Here is a 17,274-nt window from a genome sequence, read left to right on the forward strand (position 1 = left end):
CTTTTTGGGACAAACCAATTAATCATTGGAAATAAAAACGTGATCCAATGACTAATCGTATCAACCATGAAATAGTCATTATTGTATTTTATAATTCGATATTTAGGATTCATCCTTATAATTTTTGATTCACATAGCATAATTACCACTTCCATTTCATTGGAATGATACTATCTCTCAGAAACTATTAACTATTTAGATGTGACATTCTATACTTTATCTTTTTAATATGATATGTACTTTTTTATCTATAATCGCAAACATATTGAAAAAAAAGAACGCTGCAATCCATATCACCCATAAAATAAATATAAATACATTATATAAGTTTTCTACGGCTAACCCGTAAAAAATCACAAATGCAAAACCACCATATAAAATATAGGAAGCTAATGTATAACCAATACTTTTTAATGTGGGTATGAGTATAATTTTTGAATGAGTTTTATTTCTCTTATATATATCTAGCGTTACTTTTTTATTGATATATAAGAAAAAGATAAATACACCTAAAAATGCAATGACGCAACTTATAACAGCTATACTTTGTTGCACCTGAACATCAAATATAAAGACATACTTCCTTAATAGGACACTGATTAAAATTGCTAGTCCAACGCCTATACTTGCCCCGCTATTTTTAACTGGTTTCACGATATTTAAATTGTTATATTCTTCTTCACTCAATTTGGCATATCTTTTTGGGATAAACCAATTAATCATTGGAAATAGAAATGTAAACCAGTGACTAACTATATCAACCATGAGATAATCATCTTTGTATTTTATAATTCGATATTTGGGATTTTTATTTATAATTTTTGATTCACATAGCATAATTACCACTTCCATTTCATTGGATTCATATTATCCCCTATATTGTTAACAGCCTCTCCAACAGTATTCTTTACCATATCGGCTGTTTTTTTCACACTATTACTAACGTTTGTTGCAGTATTATCCAGTGTTTTAATTGTTTGATCTTTTGCTTGATCTAATTGAGATAAAACGGGATCCATTTTATGACCTACCCAATCTGTCTTAGCTTTTAGTCCAAAAAAGTTATTTTTGTATGCCCAATCAGTCATGATTGACATTAATGAACCAAGTGCTAGACCACCTAATACAGCCCAACCAACTGGATTACTAGCAAGCGCAATAATTCCAAGACTTGCTAAATTTCCTATAACCCACCCGGCACTCATTGTTAAAGCGTTATGAGAAAGTGCTTCTCCACATGTCTTACCTTCATTTAAATCACTCCTAACACCTATTAAAAAGCCAAAGCCTGTTATAACGCCACCCAAAATTTTTCCGTTTTTTGCAAATTCCTTGCTATCCTTTATAATTGCATCTCCCCAAGTGCGCTTCACTTGTACGAATGAATTAGGTCCTTTTGGTCCTTTATATCCACCGGCTGTATTAATAAATACACCAATATTTTTCGACTGCACACCTATTTGTTCAATTAGCTTCGAAGAAATATCAATTTCTAAGCTTTGTTTAATATTATCTTTATTTTGTATAAAATAATTAATCAAACTCTGTGGTAGATCTTCATCTTGGTGCTTTTCTGCATATTCTTGAATAATCTTGCCATCTTGTTTATTTAGTTTGCCTGTTTTTGCTTTTTCTTCAATTTTCTTCATTGCAACTTTTAAATATTTTTCATTGCTTACTTTTGCCCATTCTAAGTCTTTACCGGAAGGAATGTTGAATTCTTTTGTTACGGGGTTCCAACTAGTTTGTAATTGATTTAATCCTTGTTTAACTACATCTTGAAATGCTTCTACATCTTTAAAAATCTCTGGTGATTTTTGATTAAATTCTTGTAATTTTCTAAGCTTTTCTTCTAGTTCGTGTTTTTGTTGCTCTAAACTAGCAATCATGCGATTATTTCTTGAAATTGTATCTCGTTTCTCCGAAAGATATTTTTTTAAACCACCATTAATTTCTTCAAGTAACGCAATACGCTGTTTTAATTCATTGATATCTTCTTCAAGTTCAGATTCTTTTAAGCTTTGATTATCAACTTCTTGCGTATAACGCTCTACAAATGTCGTACAGGCTTCTTCTGTCATGTCACTTAAAGTTTTCATACTATAACTTAGCGGTATAACGACTGCACTGAAAAATTGTTTAGCTGAGCGATATGCTTTTCCTTGTAAATCTTCTTTCGTCACAAATTGTAAGACTGCGTTGTTTAGACTATCATAACTTTGGTTCATTGCTTGGCTCAATTTCCGCATATTGGAGGCTTGATTTTTTGATTTACTTAAATACATATCAATGCTCATAATCATGCCCCTTTTCATTAGCTTTATGTAATTCAATGTTTCTTTGAGCTTCTAATACTTCTATGCAATCATTTAATTTACGAATTTGATGTTTAACATTGTCTTGATTATCTATTAATTCTTCTAGTATTGCTTGTTTTTCTTGTTGAAATTCATCCCTATGTTGCTCTAATGAAAAGGCACTATTGCTAGAACCATATCGATAAATCAGTCGGTCATATAGTTTTTCAGTATTTCTTGTCGCATCTTCATAGTCATTAATTAGATGTGTAAGTCCACGCTGTTGTTCTGTTAATGTTTCAACTTCTAAATTTGTTTTATAGATTTGATTATTTAATGTAGTTACTTTGTCCATCACTTAACCTCTATTCTATTTAGAAATTTGATTGCCAAGTGTCAAGTCCATCGCTTCAAAGCTATCGCCAACTTCTTTAAGTGTTGTGTTCGCTTTTTCAAGTGCTGCTGTAATAGATGTATTTATAGTCAAGAGCTGTTCTATTGCTGTATGTGCATTTTTATTACCACTTACTGTCGTACTTTCATCTTTACCTGGTTCTGAAATACTTGAACATGATTGTGTTGCATTATTGATAATATAATAAGCATGATATGTTTTACTCATATCGCTTTTAATTTCACTCATTAATATTCCACCTTTCAACAATTAAAGTTATATTAATCATTGCTATGTCTTATTCTTAAAAGTTTCACTCTATTTGAATAAAAGTTCGTAAGATGACTAAACAATTGTTAAATTAGAATTATTATAGAATAATAATAGATTATTTACATATGTTTATTCTATCTAAATATTGTGAAAATGTATATATCAATATTTGTTTTTAAACCTTATTTTCCTTTTTTTAATTTTTGACTCCTTTGTAAAATTTATCAGTTACAGCTATACAAAAAACCAGCCAACAAATTGATATATTTGCTGGCTGGTGTATTTTTAATTAATTGTTTGAGGTTGTGGACCTTTTTTCTTTTGTGTTGGATCAAGCTTGCGTTCTAACATTCTCAGTCCAATATCGATTAAAATGGCAATGAGCGCAATTGGTATCGCGCCGGCAAGAATAAAGGCTGTACCGTCTGTTGAGTTTGTACCACGTATGATAATATCACCCAATGTTGGTGCTCCAATAAACGAACCAATAGCTACGATACCAACCGCAACAACAAGTGCAATCCGTATCCCACCGATAATCACGGATAAGGATAATGGTAGTTCAATCATACGTAATACTTGGTTACTTGTCATTCCCATTCCTTTACCTGCATCTTTAATATTGGCATCAACTTCGACAATTCCCGTGTACGTATTTTTTATAATTGGTAATAGCCCATACAAAAATACGGTCACTACAACGGTGGTTGGTCCAAGACCTAATGCTAACATTAAAATGGCTAACATAGCGATAGCTGGAACCGTTTGAATCACGTTGGCAATCGTAATCACAGGCCAAGCTAATTTTTTAAATCTAGCAATAAAAATACCAATAGGGATACCCACAATACTTGCAAATAGCACGCCATACACAGACATTAGTAAATGTTTAAAGAATAATCCCATTAAATAGCCGAAATTGGTCGAATAGTAGTGTGCTAATTGTTGTAATAAATTACCATCCATTATTTACTACCTTCTTTCTTATCATCAAAGAAATGATGTTTTTCTAGAAATTCTTTGGCTATGACTGCTGGTTCTTTACCTTGACCATCCGCTTCGTAATTTAATTTCTGCATCTCTTTAGTAGTGACGGTACCTTCTAATTTTTTCAATGCTTTATCTATCTCTGGATGATCTTTAATTAATTTTTCGGTTGCTAATGGACTACCATCATACGGTGGGAAAAATTTGCGATCATCTTTTAAAACTTTTAAGTTATATGCGGCAATACGTCCATCTGTTGAATAACCTACGGCAACATCTAATTTTTTGTTCTTTAAAGCATCATATACTAAACCAATCTGCATTGGTCGCGCACTATCAAATTTGAAGCCGTAGTCTTTTTGGAATGCTGGATAACCATCACCTTGGCGATTCATCCATTGGGTATCCATCCCTAAACGCAGCTCATCTTTGTATTTCTTTAAGTCCGATACTTTCTTTAAATGGTATTTGTCGGCAACTTCTTTGGTCACCATAAATGCATAGGTATTTTCAAAGCCAAATGAATTATAATATTTCTGATTAAATTTCTTTTTAAATAAGCGTTGTGATTCAGACATTGCTTTGTCTGTATCTTTCGTTGGTGGTGCAGCAAGGACACTTGTTAATTCTGTCCCTGTATATCGCACGGCTGACATATTGACATCCCCACGTTGTAAGGCGTTATGTTGAATAATACTTGAACCAAGATTACCAATAATTGTTGGTTTGATTTTACCTTTGGTCTCATGTTCAATCATATATTTTTCAATGTAGCCCATAATTTTTGTTTCACTTGTTTCGGTTGTTGTAATTTTGACATCATCTTTTGAATTGCCATCACCAAGGCCTGGTAAACTACATCCAGATAACACGAGTAGAGATAGGACCATGATGATTAAGCTTGTTTTCACTTTATTCATTATAATGTTCTTCCTCCCTCTATTATCTAGATACTTTTAAGCCTTTTGGGACGACCCATTTTTCAACTAATGATAATAAGAAATCAACAATAAGTGCTATTGCTGTAACAAGTATCGCAGCAGTAATAATCATTGGTGGTTGGTATAAATTTAACCCATTAAATACTAAATCACCTAAACCACCAGCGCCGACATAACTTGCTAATGTTGCCCAACTAATTACATACACGCTTGATAAGCGTATGCCACTAATAATCATTGGCAATGCAAGCGGGAGTTGAACGTCTTTCATAAGTTGAAGTCTAGTCATTCCCATGCTTGTACCGGCTTGAATAACATTTTTATCAATATTTTTCACACCGAGAATGGTATTGTTTAATATAGGTAGTAATACATATACGAATAATGCCACAATGGCAGGCGTTTTACCCACACCAAAAATAGGAATCATTAACGCCAAAATCGCAAGCGTTGGAATGGTTTGAAGCACCCCTGCAATCGTTAATACGATATTTGCTGTTTTTTTAGTTTTAGATAATAAAATTCCAAGCGGAACTGCTATCACAATGGCTAATAGTAATGCAATAATTGATATTTGGAAGTGTTCAATTGTCTTTGATACGAGTTGACTTCCATATTCTTGGAGAAATTCACGCATTAACGATCATCTCCCATTTCGTTTGTTTTATGGTCTAAACCATTCATTACATCTTGTTCTCGAGGTGGTGCATCTTGTTGTGATGTTGACTGTTTATCTTTGTTATCATTGTCCAATGGGGCGGCGTCATCATTTTCGTCTCCCCATAATGAATCATAAACAATGTCTACAAGGTTTGCGCGTGTGATAAGTCCTATTAAAGTATTATCATCATCGACAACTGGCACATTACGTACATTTCGCTTTAAAATGGTACGCACAGAATCTTGTAATTTCGTATCGATATGTACTTTATAAACATCACGCTGCATCATATCAATTAATTCTTCACCTCTACGTAAACCTTGATTAATATCTTCAATATCTAAAAAGCCCAATAGTCGATTTTGATTATTCACAACAAATATGGTATCAACACGACGTTCTCTCATAATATTAACTGCATCATTAAGCGAATCATCTGCGTGCACCGTCACAGGTGTAATCATTGCACCTTCTACAGTTTTCATATTTGGTCTATCTTGGATCAATCTATTTTGACCAATAAAATCAACAACAAAATCATTAGCAGGATGTCTTAAAATATTATCTGGCGTATCAAATTGAACAATCTTTCCTTTTGACATAATACAAATGCGGTCTGCTAATTTAATCGCTTCATCCATATCATGCGTTACAAAAATAAAGGTTTTACCTAATTTTTGTTGTAACGTTTTTACTAAATCTTGCAATGTATCACGTGTAATAGGATCTAGTGCACCAAATGGTTCATCCATTAAGATAACATCTTGATCTGCTGCTAATGCACGTACCACCCCAATACGTTGCTGTTGACCACCTGAGAGTTCTGCTGGATAACGATCTAAATAATCCTCTGGTAAGTCAACCAACTTAATCAATTCTTTCGCTCTAGCATCCTTTTTCTCTTTTGACCATTTTAATAGTTTAGGTACTAATACAATATTTTCTCGAATTGTCATATGTGGCATTAATCCAATTTGTTGGATGACATAACCAATACTTCGTCGCAATTCAACCGGATTCATATCCCCAATATTTTTACCATTAATAGTAATTTGTCCTTCTGTTGGTTCAATCATACGATTAATCATTCTTAACGCTGTCGTCTTACCACTTCCACTGGTACCAATAAATGCAATAAATTCCCCTGACTCTATATCCAAAGATATGCGATCTACTGCCTTTTTGTTACCTGAGTATATCTTTGTTAAATTTTTAATACTTAACATCTATGTACTCCCTTTCTTCAATACATATCAGAAAATGATTAACATTATAAAAACCGTCATTCCCTTGGTTTAACAAATATAGTAATAAGTTAACAAGCGCATGACGGCTTTTACTTTAAATCTCATTTAATTGTGATTGTTAATCCATTTTCTTCGCATATATTTTTATGGTTACTTCATACATATACCCTAATTATTAAAAATAAACATATTAAACTTGCGAAAAATTAAATTTTTATAGAGTTTGCCCACTTTGTGAAAAAAATTTGCTCCAGCTTAGATAAAATATAAATTTATTATTATTCGCCGAAATAGTTTGAATATTTCATAAATTAGTATTACTCTATATGTATACTAAGGATTCAAAATTGAGGAGATGTCTAATTATGAAAGCAGCAGTATGGTATGGTCAAAAAGATGTTCGCGTGGAAGATCGTGAACCAAAAGTATTAAAAGATAATGAAGTTAAGGTTAAAGTATCATGGACGGGGATTTGTGGTACGGACTTACACGAGTATTTAGAAGGTCCTGTCTTTATTTCTACAGAACAACCTGACCCTTTATTAGGTCAAACTGCACCAGTGACGTTAGGCCATGAATTTTCAGGCGTAGTTGAAGAAGTAGGTAAAGACGTAACTAAATACAAAAAAGGGGATCGTGTTGTTGTGAACCCTACCGTGTCTCGACATGAAAAAGAAGAAAATATCGATCTTTATGATGGTTATTCATTTATTGGGTTGGGATCTGATGGTGGATTTGCTGAGTTTACAAATGCACCAGAAGAAAATGTTTACGCATTACCTGACAATGTTTCAGCTAGAGAAGGTGCTTTAGTTGAACCAACAGCCGTTGCAGTACAAGCTGTCAAAGAAGGCAACTTATTATTTGGTGATAAAGTAGCTGTCTTTGGTGCTGGTCCAATTGGATTATTAACAGTTGTCGCTGCTAAAGCAGCTGGCGCAAGTAAAATCTATGTCTTTGATTTATCTGAAGAACGCTTAGCTAAAGCTAAAGAAGTAGGTGCAACTCACGTCGTTAATTCTGGTAAAGTTAATCCTGTTGAATACATCAACGAACACACTGACAACGGTGTTGATGTCACTTTTGAAGTTGCTGGCGTCGGCGTTACGTTACAACAATCTGTTGAAGTCACTCGCCCACGTGGGACAGTAGTCATTGTCTCTATCTTTGCGCACCCGGTTGAATTTGATCCAATGTTATTAACAAACTCTGGAGTGAAATTAACTTCAACTATTGCTTATACACCAACGACATTCCAACAAACCGTTGACTTAATCGCTAACGGTAGCTTGGATGTTAAATCAGTCGTAACGGATGAAATCGAATTACAAGACATTGTTGAATCAGGTTTCGAACAACTTGTAAATGATAAATCACAAGCTAAAATATTAGTAAAATTAAATGGCGACCAAAAATAATACTAATGTATTTATTTTATAGGAAAAGACGGTTGAATGGCATATTCAACCGTCTTTTCCTATAAGCTTTTTTCAAATTAAGCTTGTTTACTGCCCTCATAATTTGTTGTTCAACCAATTAGAAATCTCAACTTCACTGTCTATCTTCTTTCTAATATATTTACTAATCCATCATGCCTTTACCATCTAATATATGATTCACATATTTTTCCACTCTATTATGACGAGTTTGACTACGTTTTGCTTGACCAATATAGTACATATATTGGCGTTGACGACCTGGTGTTAAACTTTCAAATGCCGTCTTTAATTCGGGCATCTCATCAAATTTAGAGGCTAATTCTTCAGGCATCTCATAGTCTGCAGTCTCTTTCAACGTCACTGTTTTACCTTGCTGTTCAACCTGGATTGCTTGTTTAACATAGTATAGAATCTCATCACGACGTTGTTCTATTTCCTTTAAAGAAGTAAAGCGTAGCTGTCTCGCTGCTTGGACCTTTTCTGTTTGTTGTACCAATGTACCATATTGATCTTCGAGTAAAGCGCCTTTATGAAATAATAATGCTACATAGTGTTTAAACCCGTGAATGAGCACGACATTTTTATTATTTAATGTATAACATGGGTGCATCCATTTATACTGTTCTTCTAATTCTGTTTCATTAAAAATAAGTGTTCTTAAATATTGATATGCCGATTGCCATTGGCTATCTTTACGCAAAAACGCTTCAACTTGTGCGTTGGTCTGCTTTTTATCCATCACTTCGCCCCTTTCTTTATTTTTATCAATTTAAGTTCATATTAGCCTGACACCAGAGCAATTGCAACTATAGGATATGTTATAGTAACAGTAAGTATCATATTAGGAGCGTGTATAGTCATGGTCATCGTCAAAACAGCTGGCGGCGCTATTGAAGGTACAACAAGTGATGGGATAGATTGCTTTCTTGGTATTCCTTACGCGCATGCGCCAATCGGATCAATGCGTTTTAAGCATGCACAACTTAAGACATCATGGTCCTCCCCATATCAAGCAATGCGTGTTCAAGCCATCCCACCCCAACCACAAAATAAGCTTGAAACATTTTTTTCTTCGACACCTAGATCTTTTGTTCAAGATGAAGATTGTTTATATTTAAACATTTGGCGTCAAGCTAATGACAATTACCTTAAGCCAGTAATTATTTACTTTTACGGTGGTGGATTTATCAACGGACATGGCACTGCTGAACTCTATACACCAGAACATATCGTAGCGCAAGAAGATGTCATCGTAGTGACCTTTAATTATCGCTTGGGCGCCTTAGGTTATTTAGATTGGTCCTATTTTAATTCAAATTATGATAAAAATAACGGTTTATCTGATCAACTCGCCGCATTAAAATGGGTGCATACATTTATTGACTCTTTTGGCGGAGACCCAAATAATGTGACTTTAATGGGACAATCTGCAGGCAGTATGTCTATTATGGCATTAATGCAAATGCCTCACGCAGTTACCTACTTTAAACAAGTCATCTTATTAAGTGGTACGCTCAAATTAGACAGTGCTGATCTAGGAACAACGAAAGCAAGACATTTTGAACAATTAATGGAACAGCGCTATGGTCATCATGATATTACGTTATTACATTCTTCCCAGCTATTACAGCTTATGGATGACGATGAACAAGCGCGTGGTAAATCGAAAGGATTAGAACTAATTTACGCACCAATAGCTACAAGTGACATGTCTCTACCTCTCCAAAATAATCGTAAACCTATGCTCGTATGCACCACACATGATGAAGGAGATATTTATATTACTGGCGAAGAACATAAGCTCACGCCTAGACGCTTTACAGAAGTGATGGCCTTATATGATATATATGTTAAGCCACATGACGTGCAAAGTGCAGTACAACAGTCACAAATCATTACATATTCTTATTTTTTAGCACCTGCATTGCACTTTTTAAAGCATTTCAGCACAACTAACCAGGCATGGTTAGCACGTTTTGATTGGTGCATACCACTTCATCATGACTACGGAAGTGCGTATCATATTTTAGATGTTATCTTTTGGTTCGGTAAAATGGACATCTTAGCTGCACACCAAGTATCACAATTAACGCATGTCCGACGACTAAGCAGGCAAATGATACGTGATTTAGCGCAATTTGCTCGTACAGGAACATGTCATTGGCAACCTTATTCTGCAACACACCAGCAACCATATGTATATAAGTAAAGGAGCGGGACAGCATTCATTATGAATTCGCTGTCCCGCCCCGGCAAGGTTGACCAAGATTGAAAAAGCTTGGTATACGCATATTTTCAATCTAGCCAACTACTACCAATTTAGAGTCCATATCCTAAAACATAATGATGTCTGAGACTTTTACTGCTAATTATTAATATAATGATTGCGTAAAGCTAAAGTAATGATAAGTCCAGCAAGTCCTATCGCAGCACTGACATAGGGTAAAAATGAGACCTCCCATTGCGATACAACTAAGCCGCCAATCATTCCTCCTATACCAATACCTGCGTTCAATGCTGACATATTCCAACTCATAACCTGGCTTGTATCCCCTTCAACTTGCTCAATCAAACCACTTTGAATGGCGGGATTAGTGCTCCATTGCATAATATTCCATACAAAAATACCGATTAATAATAAAGCTGCATAAGGTAATATTATATTCAATAGCACCATCATAACAACAAAGACTGCGATTGATATCGTAAGCCAGCGCTTACTTGTCCATTTATCAGCAAACACCCCACCAAGTGAAGTGCCTATAACACCAGCGACACCGTTCATTAGTAATGCAACAGAGACAAAGCGCAATGTATAATCATGTGATAATATCAAGGGATTAATATAAACAAATGTGGCTGAATTTGCCACAAGTATTAAAAAGGTAATTGTGATAAATTTGACGACTTCTTGCGGTCTAATAATTTTTGAAGGCACATCAGATGCTTCTGTACCATTTGACTGCTCTGTACCAGCCACCTGTTGAAGTTCTCTTTGATGTGGTAAGTAGTACAGCATCAATATACCTGCTAGCACACTAACGACAATAATAAATAGAAAGGTGTAACGCCAACCTACTATATCCCCAATCATGGTTCCAAGTGGGACACCGAAAACATTAGCCGCACTAAATCCAGAGTATACAACGCCAATCATTTTCCCGCGATTTTTAGGAAGGGTTAACATGGCGGTTAAGGCTAACACTTTTACAATAATAAGCGAAGCAGCAGCAGATGATAGGATGCGACCTATAACGAGTATAGTGAAATTAGGCGCCAAAGCAATCATAGCATTACCTATAATGAATATAAGCAACGTCCATAACAGTACCGATCTTGCACTAAAGCGATGAGTTAATTTAACTAATATAGGTCCACAAATAGCAAAAGTCAATGCATATAGCGTGACCAATTGCCCGACAACCGCTTCAGACACATGCAAATCAGCACTCATTAGATTCATGATTCCCGCAACCATCATTTCTACCATTCCAACAATAAAAACACTAAGAATAAATGTTGCAACACGCATGACTGACACTTTGTTTCTCTCCTTTCTATCATTCATTTTGTATTGCATAATAAAAAAACAGCTACGTCTGACACTGTTTATGTCGTAACTGTTTCATTATATAATAAATTATTCTTTTTTGTATATAACTCCCATTTATATACGATCAGACTCATCTAAATAGTCCTCCGTGATGGTCATGGTAATCATGGCAATCGCAAAACCGATTAACGCACCATAGATGACATATGAATTGTGTAATAACAAATCAATACCAAAGTTTAAATGAAAGCGTGCTTCAAACCATGCAAAGACAAAGCGTAAAATATTAAATAGAAATAACACCGTAGCAATAAAACCAGAAGTATAAGCTACTATTTTCATTTATATATCCCCTTTTCTAATAAGCTTAATAATAACTTTAGTATAATCAAGATACTTTAACTTCAATTTATTATCAGCTTAATTCTTCCTTAAATATGTAAAAAGCATATAGTTTAATTAGCTAAAGTTTAATATGATAGAGTGTGAGGTGTTATATATGACAATAGATGTCCTAATTGTTGAAGATGATAAAGATATTAATGAACTGATGAAATTGTCCCTTACGACTAAAGGAATTAAACAAATAAAAGTGGCTTATGACATTGATCATGCAAAGACCTTACTGCATGACTTTAACTTTCAAGTTGTATTACTAGATTTAAATTTACACGCTGAGGATGGCTACCAATTGCTCAAATATATTGATTTATCGGTGACTAATGTTATCGTAGTTACAGCCAAAGATACCAATTTGGATGTATATAAAGGCTTTGAAAAAGGAGCCGTAGATTACATTAAAAAACCCTTTGATCCAATGGAGCTGTATTATCGGGTTTCATTACATCTTCATTCAGATGCCTGCACAACTTACCACTATGATTATTTAGATATCGACTTTAACAGCATGGATGTCCAAGTAAATGGACATTCTGTACCATTAACTGCCCGCGAATATGATTTGCTTATTTATTTTATCCGTCATAAAAATCAAGTACTGACAAAACAGCAATTATATGAGCATGTCTGGGGCTATGATACCGGTGTAGATGATAATACTTTAATGGTTCACATTCGAACATTACGTAAAAAGATAGAACGCCAACCTAATCAACCTACCTTTATTCAAACCGTACGCGGTAAAGGTTATATTTATAAGGAAGATGCCTATGAATAAACGTTTTAATTTTAAATTTTCAAAATATATGACATTATTTATGCTTGCGAATATTATTTTAGGTGTCGTATTCGTAGTATATTTGTTAATTGAAACTTATGACCGCATATATAGTGATATCAATACTATTGATCCTGATTATTTAATTGCAAATGATATTGTCAAAGAACCCAATCAACATATAAAGGATTTGGCAGCCGAACACAACGTTTCGCTTTATTTTACGGATACTGCGGGAAATATACTATATCCTCATACAAAAAAAGGACAAAACTTGAAGTCTCGAATTCTTAAAAATTTGCGTTATGCACATGCTGTATCAAATAAGAAAGGCACGTATATGGTCTATTTTTATCCAAATCAATCAACAACTCGTGTTAACAATGCACATCAAATTAAGACAGATCAACTATTAGAGAGCATTGTTTCTCAAGATTATAATAAATGGGACTATAAATTAAATCAGCATCATCTTAGCTTTATTAAGAATCCCAACCCTAAACCTATATTAGATGATGATGAATTGGGCAAAGGATTTGAAAATAGTGGAAAGTTCTATTTAACTGTTTTAATGATTTATGTGTTACTCAGTATTGTATTAATTGTTATTGCTACATTCTTTGTAACAAAGCGTGTAACAAAACCAATGTCTTATTATATTCATTGGATTAACCATCTAGCACATGGTAAATTGTACCAACCTACCACAAAAAGTAAGTTGAAGCGCTTTATTAATACTTATCCAGAATTACATCACAGTTTGTCACATCTAACACAACAATTATTAAATGATAAATTTTATCATAATCAAATGACTTATTATAAATCTAAATGGATTAGCCAAGTCTCCCATGATTTAAAATCACCTTTAACAACCATTTATGGTTATGCGAAATTAATACATGCCGATAGTGAAACACAACAATATGTAAATTTAATTACACAAAAAGCCTCATTTATGACTGAACTGTTAGAAAGTTTAAATCAAACATTTGATATTGAAACCAACCAGATACAGTATAGTAAAGAGCTTTTCCCCGTTGAATCAACGATGAATAAAGTGATTAATGTGATTGGCTATGACAATATAGACGTATACTTTCACACAGCATCACACAAGACATTTTATGGCAATAAGCTTTATTTTGAACGTCTAATGATTAATTTAATCAATAATAGTCTTGAACATAATAATGAGAATCCACATATTCAAATCCAGTTGAAGGTATACGGTACACAGCTCATTATCGATTATTTAGATGATGGTATTGGACTGCCACATACTGATTTTAAATCATTAGTTCAGGAAACATATACAACTAAGAAAGATCGCGAAAGCCATGGCTTCGGTTTATCCATCATCAATGATGCCGTCAACTATCACCATGGAACAATACAATTACAACCAACAGCGCAAGGCGTTCACTTTCATATTATGTTACAAGACAAAAGCTAACATCATTGAAGTGACTAAATTATTCATCCTAGGATTATAGACCTATAACATCAACGCCAAAATTATAAAATCTGGGAAATCACAACTGAAGCATCATAGCCAGTAAATGTGTTGTCACAAATGCATTTCCTGGCTTCTTTTATGCTAATATAACGTTTTATTAACTCGCTTTCTTTGAGAATAGCTTCAGCCCACCTTAATCGACAGTATTTGTAATTTTGCGCTTTTTTCATCTTATACTGCTTTCGCAAGCACCCAACCAAAACACTTCGCTTACATATGTTTAAATATTTTTTTAAAAAATAAGGCCCTTTTATTTAATTTAGTATAGACATCTTAACTAAATTAAAGAGGTACCTTTTCTTCAAAAATGATTACATTGTTTAACTTACACTGATACAAGAATCTTCTGAATACATCCTAACTTATGATTTATTCAGATATGTGAAAACAATCATTAAAATGCTTCTAGATGCTAAAGACGATGTCATTATGCTTCATCAACAATGTCATTATCACGTGCAACCAACTGATGACGCGCATTAAAGAATTGACCGTAGCTTAAATAAGTAGCAATTAACGCTGACATCACGGTAGACGTCGTATGAACAAAGACAACAAGCAATTGAAATTTGACCGCTTCTAATGGCGGTGTGCCACCTATAATTAAGCCTGTCATCATCCCAGGAATTGACACTAAACCATATGTTTTAACTGAATCAATGGTTGGAACAATCGCTAATCGAATGCTATCACGTACAGCATCTTTAGACGCAAGTTTTGGCGATGCAGCTAACGTTAACTTAGATTCAATATCATTTACATCTTTAACAAAGGCACGGTCTAAATGCTGATATGCCAAATTAATAGCTATAAGCCCATTGTTTGCCAACATACCACTGATTGGAATGACTTCATTTGGTTTAAAGTCTATCGCACCTGTCAAAATAATAGCCGTCAATGGAATAGCTGTCCCAATGATAATCGCAATGAGTGAAATCCAAAAGACGTGATGCATCACTTTTGAAGCCCTATGTAATGTATTCCATGAAGCGTTAATTATAATGATAAATACTGCAAGTAAGAGTAACCACGTGGCATCTATTTCAAAAATATAATGCAATAGAAAACCTAGGATAAGCAATTGGATGGTCGCACGTAGTGACGCTACAACTAAATCTTTAATAATATGTAAGCCTTCTTTATACGAAATGGCAATCGGTATGATTAACAATAATGCCGTTAAGCAAATGGCTGTATTACTCATTGTGCTTCAACTCCTCTTGCTTAGTAATTTGACCATCAACAATCGTAATTCGTCTGTCGAAATGACGCATGCTCTGATCATCACTATGTGTAATCCACATAACACCTACACCGGTCTTGGCTAAATCGAACACGAGCTGTTCTACAATTCGCTTATTGGCGGTATCCAAGGCACTAGTCGCTTCATCTAATAATAATAGTTCGGGTTGATACATCAACTGTCTAGCTATGGTAATACGTTGTCGCTCACCGCCTGATAAATGTTCGATGCGTGTATTTAAATTATAATGTCCTAAATTAAGATGTTGAAGTAATTGTAGCGCTTTAGTTTCATCAAACTCATCTGAATGGGCCATCGCTGGAAAACGCATATTATCACCAATATTTTGGCCAAAAAGTTCACTTTGTTGCATCAGATAACTTATTTTCGAGCGCAATACTTCTGGTTCATATGCATCGAACGGTTTATCGTTTAATAATAATTCGCCACTTGTCGGACTGATTAAGTTATCTATTTGTTTTAACAAAGTGCTCTTCCCACTTCCTGAAGGTCCTACAATGGCTACAGTTTCCCCTTTTTTCAATTGGAAATTGATATTGTCTAAAATTGTACGACGTGTTGCTTGATAACATAGATGTTTAATTTCTAATAACACGTAACATCGCTCCTTATTATGTCTTACTACTATCGTACCTTATTTTCAGGTATCATCAATGACGAATTAACAACAAAAAACTATGGTTAAGCATGTAATAATGATGTTTCTTAGCCTTTACAATAATTATAAAAATTGTAATAGTGTCAAAATAAATGAAAGTAAGTTATTAAAACTATGTAACGCTATTGTTACTGCTAAATTGCGACCACTCATGTTATATGCCACCACAAAACTGGTTGCCATAATTAAATAAGGTCCGATTTCAAATGGCGATGTTGCGTCAGTGACATGAATACCAGCAAATAGCAGGATTGAAATAATCGACATTACTGGATATGACAATTTCTTACCTAATTCATGAATTAATAAATGACGAAATAGCAGCTCTTCAACTATTGGTGTAATAATTACAATATTTAAAAATAATAACGGCCATACCTTGATATTACTAAATAGTTTTCTAATTTCTTGTTCATTCTGCGTATCATGAAATTGCCAATGTTCTGGTAAAAATTGCATTACGTTGGCATAGACGATATTCGCTACATACATGACCAACAAGACGATAATCATGAGATAAATATATCGTTGTAATTGCTTCACACGAGCGATTGCAGTGTTTAAAAGTGCACGATAATGTAAGGTCCAAAAAATCAAAACTACAGATAATTGTGCCAATAAAGCATAAAGTTGTGAAGTATAAGTTAAACCACTTGGCCGATGCAATAAAGTAAATGATAACCAATTGATTGCGTCAGCTAATATAAATGGCAAATACATATTACCTAATACGTATACAAGTATCAGTAAAAAATCACGTTTAACCATCTGGGGTTGTCGCCAAGGATTTTGATGATATGTCATTGATGAAATTCTGTTATTTTTTGTCATTCTATGATTCATAATAAACTCCTTTAATTTATG

General features: G+C 34.1%; 19 protein-coding genes. 4 read left to right on the forward strand and 15 right to left on the reverse strand.

What is annotated here, in order from left to right:
• From HMPREF3267_RS12390 to HMPREF3267_RS10585, 9 genes are all read right to left on the reverse strand, one after another.
• Nucleotides 1-140: DUF443 family protein (locus tag HMPREF3267_RS12390; RefSeq protein ID WP_141760617.1), on the reverse strand; the 140-nt coding region annotated here is incomplete at its 3' end.
• Nucleotides 141-216: 76 nt separating this feature from the next.
• Nucleotides 217-765, reverse strand: coding sequence for a DUF443 family protein (locus tag HMPREF3267_RS10550; RefSeq protein WP_002492549.1), 549 nt, complete (start codon nucleotides 763-765; stop codon nucleotides 217-219).
• A gap of 74 nt (nucleotides 766-839) precedes the next feature.
• Nucleotides 840-2,297 carry a T7SS effector LXG polymorphic toxin gene (locus HMPREF3267_RS10555; protein WP_062078068.1) on the reverse strand — a complete coding sequence of 486 codons (1,458 nt, stop codon included), beginning with the start codon at nucleotides 2,295-2,297 and terminating at the stop codon, nucleotides 840-842.
• On the reverse strand, nucleotides 2,287-2,652 hold the full coding sequence (locus tag HMPREF3267_RS10560) for a DUF3958 family protein (RefSeq protein WP_037545280.1): 366 nt from the start codon (nucleotides 2,650-2,652) through the stop codon (nucleotides 2,287-2,289). The genes HMPREF3267_RS10555 and HMPREF3267_RS10560 overlap by 11 nt, the downstream gene beginning before the upstream one ends.
• A gap of 15 nt (nucleotides 2,653-2,667) precedes the next feature.
• Nucleotides 2,668-2,940 carry a TIGR04197 family type VII secretion effector gene (locus HMPREF3267_RS10565; protein ID WP_037545281.1) on the reverse strand — a complete coding sequence of 91 codons (273 nt, stop codon included), beginning with the start codon at nucleotides 2,938-2,940 and terminating at the stop codon, nucleotides 2,668-2,670.
• A 309-nt stretch (nucleotides 2,941-3,249) separates the two neighbouring features.
• Nucleotides 3,250-3,930 (reverse strand): ABC transporter permease, encoded by a 681-nt coding sequence (locus tag HMPREF3267_RS10570; protein ID WP_002460346.1) that lies wholly within the window; start codon nucleotides 3,928-3,930, stop codon nucleotides 3,250-3,252.
• Complete coding sequence (locus HMPREF3267_RS10575; protein WP_002460348.1) at nucleotides 3,930-4,871, reverse strand: osmoprotectant ABC transporter substrate-binding protein; 942 nt, start codon at nucleotides 4,869-4,871, stop codon at nucleotides 3,930-3,932. Before HMPREF3267_RS10575 ends, HMPREF3267_RS10570 begins: the two co-directional genes overlap by 1 nt.
• Before the next feature lie 22 nt (nucleotides 4,872-4,893).
• A complete protein-coding gene (locus tag HMPREF3267_RS10580) occupies nucleotides 4,894-5,529 on the reverse strand; it encodes an ABC transporter permease (RefSeq protein ID WP_002460349.1) in 636 nt (211 codons plus the stop codon).
• Nucleotides 5,529-6,779: a betaine/proline/choline family ABC transporter ATP-binding protein gene (locus HMPREF3267_RS10585; RefSeq protein ID WP_062078070.1), complete on the reverse strand. Its 1,251-nt coding sequence runs from the start codon at nucleotides 6,777-6,779 to the stop codon at nucleotides 5,529-5,531. The genes HMPREF3267_RS10580 and HMPREF3267_RS10585 overlap by 1 nt, the downstream gene beginning before the upstream one ends.
• A 386-nt stretch (nucleotides 6,780-7,165) precedes the next feature.
• Between HMPREF3267_RS10585 and HMPREF3267_RS10590 the strand changes: the two genes are divergently transcribed.
• Complete coding sequence (locus tag HMPREF3267_RS10590; protein ID WP_002492437.1) at nucleotides 7,166-8,218, forward strand: 2,3-butanediol dehydrogenase; 1,053 nt, start codon at nucleotides 7,166-7,168, stop codon at nucleotides 8,216-8,218.
• Between the two features lie 163 nt (nucleotides 8,219-8,381).
• Here HMPREF3267_RS10590 and HMPREF3267_RS10595 read toward each other — a convergent pair whose 3' ends face one another.
• Nucleotides 8,382-8,978: a YdeI/OmpD-associated family protein gene (locus HMPREF3267_RS10595; protein WP_002460352.1), complete on the reverse strand. Its 597-nt coding sequence runs from the start codon at nucleotides 8,976-8,978 to the stop codon at nucleotides 8,382-8,384.
• Between the two features lie 120 nt (nucleotides 8,979-9,098).
• On the opposite strand from HMPREF3267_RS10595, the gene HMPREF3267_RS10600 reads away from it, so the two are divergent.
• Complete coding sequence (locus HMPREF3267_RS10600) at nucleotides 9,099-10,448, forward strand: carboxylesterase family protein (protein WP_062078072.1); 1,350 nt, start codon at nucleotides 9,099-9,101, stop codon at nucleotides 10,446-10,448.
• A 156-nt stretch (nucleotides 10,449-10,604) separates the two neighbouring features.
• Here the strand turns inward: HMPREF3267_RS10600 and HMPREF3267_RS10605 are convergent, their stop codons facing one another.
• Nucleotides 10,605-11,780: an MFS transporter gene (locus tag HMPREF3267_RS10605; RefSeq protein WP_002492478.1), complete on the reverse strand. Its 1,176-nt coding sequence runs from the start codon at nucleotides 11,778-11,780 to the stop codon at nucleotides 10,605-10,607.
• A gap of 126 nt (nucleotides 11,781-11,906) precedes the next feature.
• The gene (locus HMPREF3267_RS10610; RefSeq protein WP_002460355.1) at nucleotides 11,907-12,134 is read right to left on the reverse strand and encodes a hypothetical protein; all 228 of its coding nucleotides are present in this window, start codon (nucleotides 12,132-12,134) and stop codon (nucleotides 11,907-11,909) included.
• 157 nt (nucleotides 12,135-12,291) lie between these two features.
• On the opposite strand from HMPREF3267_RS10610, the gene HMPREF3267_RS10615 reads away from it, so the two are divergent.
• Nucleotides 12,292-12,969: a response regulator transcription factor gene (locus HMPREF3267_RS10615; RefSeq protein ID WP_002478666.1), complete on the forward strand. Its 678-nt coding sequence runs from the start codon at nucleotides 12,292-12,294 to the stop codon at nucleotides 12,967-12,969.
• Nucleotides 12,962-14,425 carry a HAMP domain-containing histidine kinase gene (locus tag HMPREF3267_RS10620; protein ID WP_002460357.1) on the forward strand — a complete coding sequence of 488 codons (1,464 nt, stop codon included), beginning with the start codon at nucleotides 12,962-12,964 and terminating at the stop codon, nucleotides 14,423-14,425. Before HMPREF3267_RS10615 ends, HMPREF3267_RS10620 begins: the two co-directional genes overlap by 8 nt.
• A 490-nt stretch (nucleotides 14,426-14,915) precedes the next feature.
• On the opposite strand, the gene fetB is transcribed toward HMPREF3267_RS10620, so the two are convergent.
• The 3 genes from fetB to HMPREF3267_RS10635 all read right to left on the reverse strand — a co-directional run bounded on the left by fetB (nucleotide 14,916) and on the right by HMPREF3267_RS10635 (nucleotide 17,253).
• Complete coding sequence (gene fetB / locus HMPREF3267_RS10625) at nucleotides 14,916-15,692, reverse strand: ABC transporter permease (RefSeq protein WP_002478664.1); 777 nt, start codon at nucleotides 15,690-15,692, stop codon at nucleotides 14,916-14,918.
• A complete protein-coding gene (locus tag HMPREF3267_RS10630) occupies nucleotides 15,685-16,347 on the reverse strand; it encodes an ABC transporter ATP-binding protein (RefSeq protein ID WP_002460359.1) in 663 nt (220 codons plus the stop codon). Before HMPREF3267_RS10630 ends, fetB begins: the two co-directional genes overlap by 8 nt.
• Before the next feature lie 126 nt (nucleotides 16,348-16,473).
• Nucleotides 16,474-17,253 carry a CPBP family intramembrane glutamic endopeptidase gene (locus tag HMPREF3267_RS10635; RefSeq protein WP_062078074.1) on the reverse strand — a complete coding sequence of 260 codons (780 nt, stop codon included), beginning with the start codon at nucleotides 17,251-17,253 and terminating at the stop codon, nucleotides 16,474-16,476.
• Nucleotides 17,254-17,274: the final 21 nt, after the last annotated feature.

It is taken from the genome of Staphylococcus sp. HMSC62D11 (assembly GCF_001839145.1).
GTDB classification, from domain to species: Bacteria; Bacillota; Bacilli; order Staphylococcales; family Staphylococcaceae; genus Staphylococcus; species Staphylococcus lugdunensis.

Excerpts from the sequence above, each read along its gene's own strand:
- HMPREF3267_RS10580 (WP_002460349.1), bottom strand. The coding sequence starts at position 5,529 with ATGCGTGAATTTCTCCAAGAATATGGAAGTCAACTCGTATCAAAGACA.
- HMPREF3267_RS10565 (WP_037545281.1), bottom strand. The coding sequence starts at position 2,940 with ATGAGTGAAATTAAAAGCGATATGAGTAAAACATATCATGCTTATTAT.
- fetB (WP_002478664.1), bottom strand. The coding sequence starts at position 15,692 with ATGAGTAATACAGCCATTTGCTTAACGGCATTATTGTTAATCATACCG.
- HMPREF3267_RS10560 (WP_037545280.1), bottom strand. The coding sequence starts at position 2,652 with ATGGACAAAGTAACTACATTAAATAATCAAATCTATAAAACAAATTTA.
- HMPREF3267_RS10555 (WP_062078068.1), bottom strand. The coding sequence starts at position 2,297 with ATGAGCATTGATATGTATTTAAGTAAATCAAAAAATCAAGCCTCCAAT.
- HMPREF3267_RS10610 (WP_002460355.1), bottom strand. The coding sequence starts at position 12,134 with ATGAAAATAGTAGCTTATACTTCTGGTTTTATTGCTACGGTGTTATTT.
- HMPREF3267_RS10620 (WP_002460357.1), top strand. The coding sequence starts at position 12,962 with ATGAATAAACGTTTTAATTTTAAATTTTCAAAATATATGACATTATTT.
- HMPREF3267_RS10635 (WP_062078074.1), bottom strand. The coding sequence starts at position 17,253 with ATGAATCATAGAATGACAAAAAATAACAGAATTTCATCAATGACATAT.
- HMPREF3267_RS10600 (WP_062078072.1), top strand. The coding sequence starts at position 9,099 with ATGGTCATCGTCAAAACAGCTGGCGGCGCTATTGAAGGTACAACAAGT.
- HMPREF3267_RS10615 (WP_002478666.1), top strand. The coding sequence starts at position 12,292 with ATGACAATAGATGTCCTAATTGTTGAAGATGATAAAGATATTAATGAA.
- HMPREF3267_RS10595 (WP_002460352.1), bottom strand. The coding sequence starts at position 8,978 with ATGGATAAAAAGCAGACCAACGCACAAGTTGAAGCGTTTTTGCGTAAA.
- HMPREF3267_RS10590 (WP_002492437.1), top strand. The coding sequence starts at position 7,166 with ATGAAAGCAGCAGTATGGTATGGTCAAAAAGATGTTCGCGTGGAAGAT.
- HMPREF3267_RS10575 (WP_002460348.1), bottom strand. The coding sequence starts at position 4,871 with ATGAATAAAGTGAAAACAAGCTTAATCATCATGGTCCTATCTCTACTC.
- HMPREF3267_RS10570 (WP_002460346.1), bottom strand. The coding sequence starts at position 3,930 with ATGGATGGTAATTTATTACAACAATTAGCACACTACTATTCGACCAAT.
- HMPREF3267_RS10550 (WP_002492549.1), bottom strand. The coding sequence starts at position 765 with ATGGTTGATATAGTTAGTCACTGGTTTACATTTCTATTTCCAATGATT.
- HMPREF3267_RS10585 (WP_062078070.1), bottom strand. The coding sequence starts at position 6,779 with ATGTTAAGTATTAAAAATTTAACAAAGATATACTCAGGTAACAAAAAG.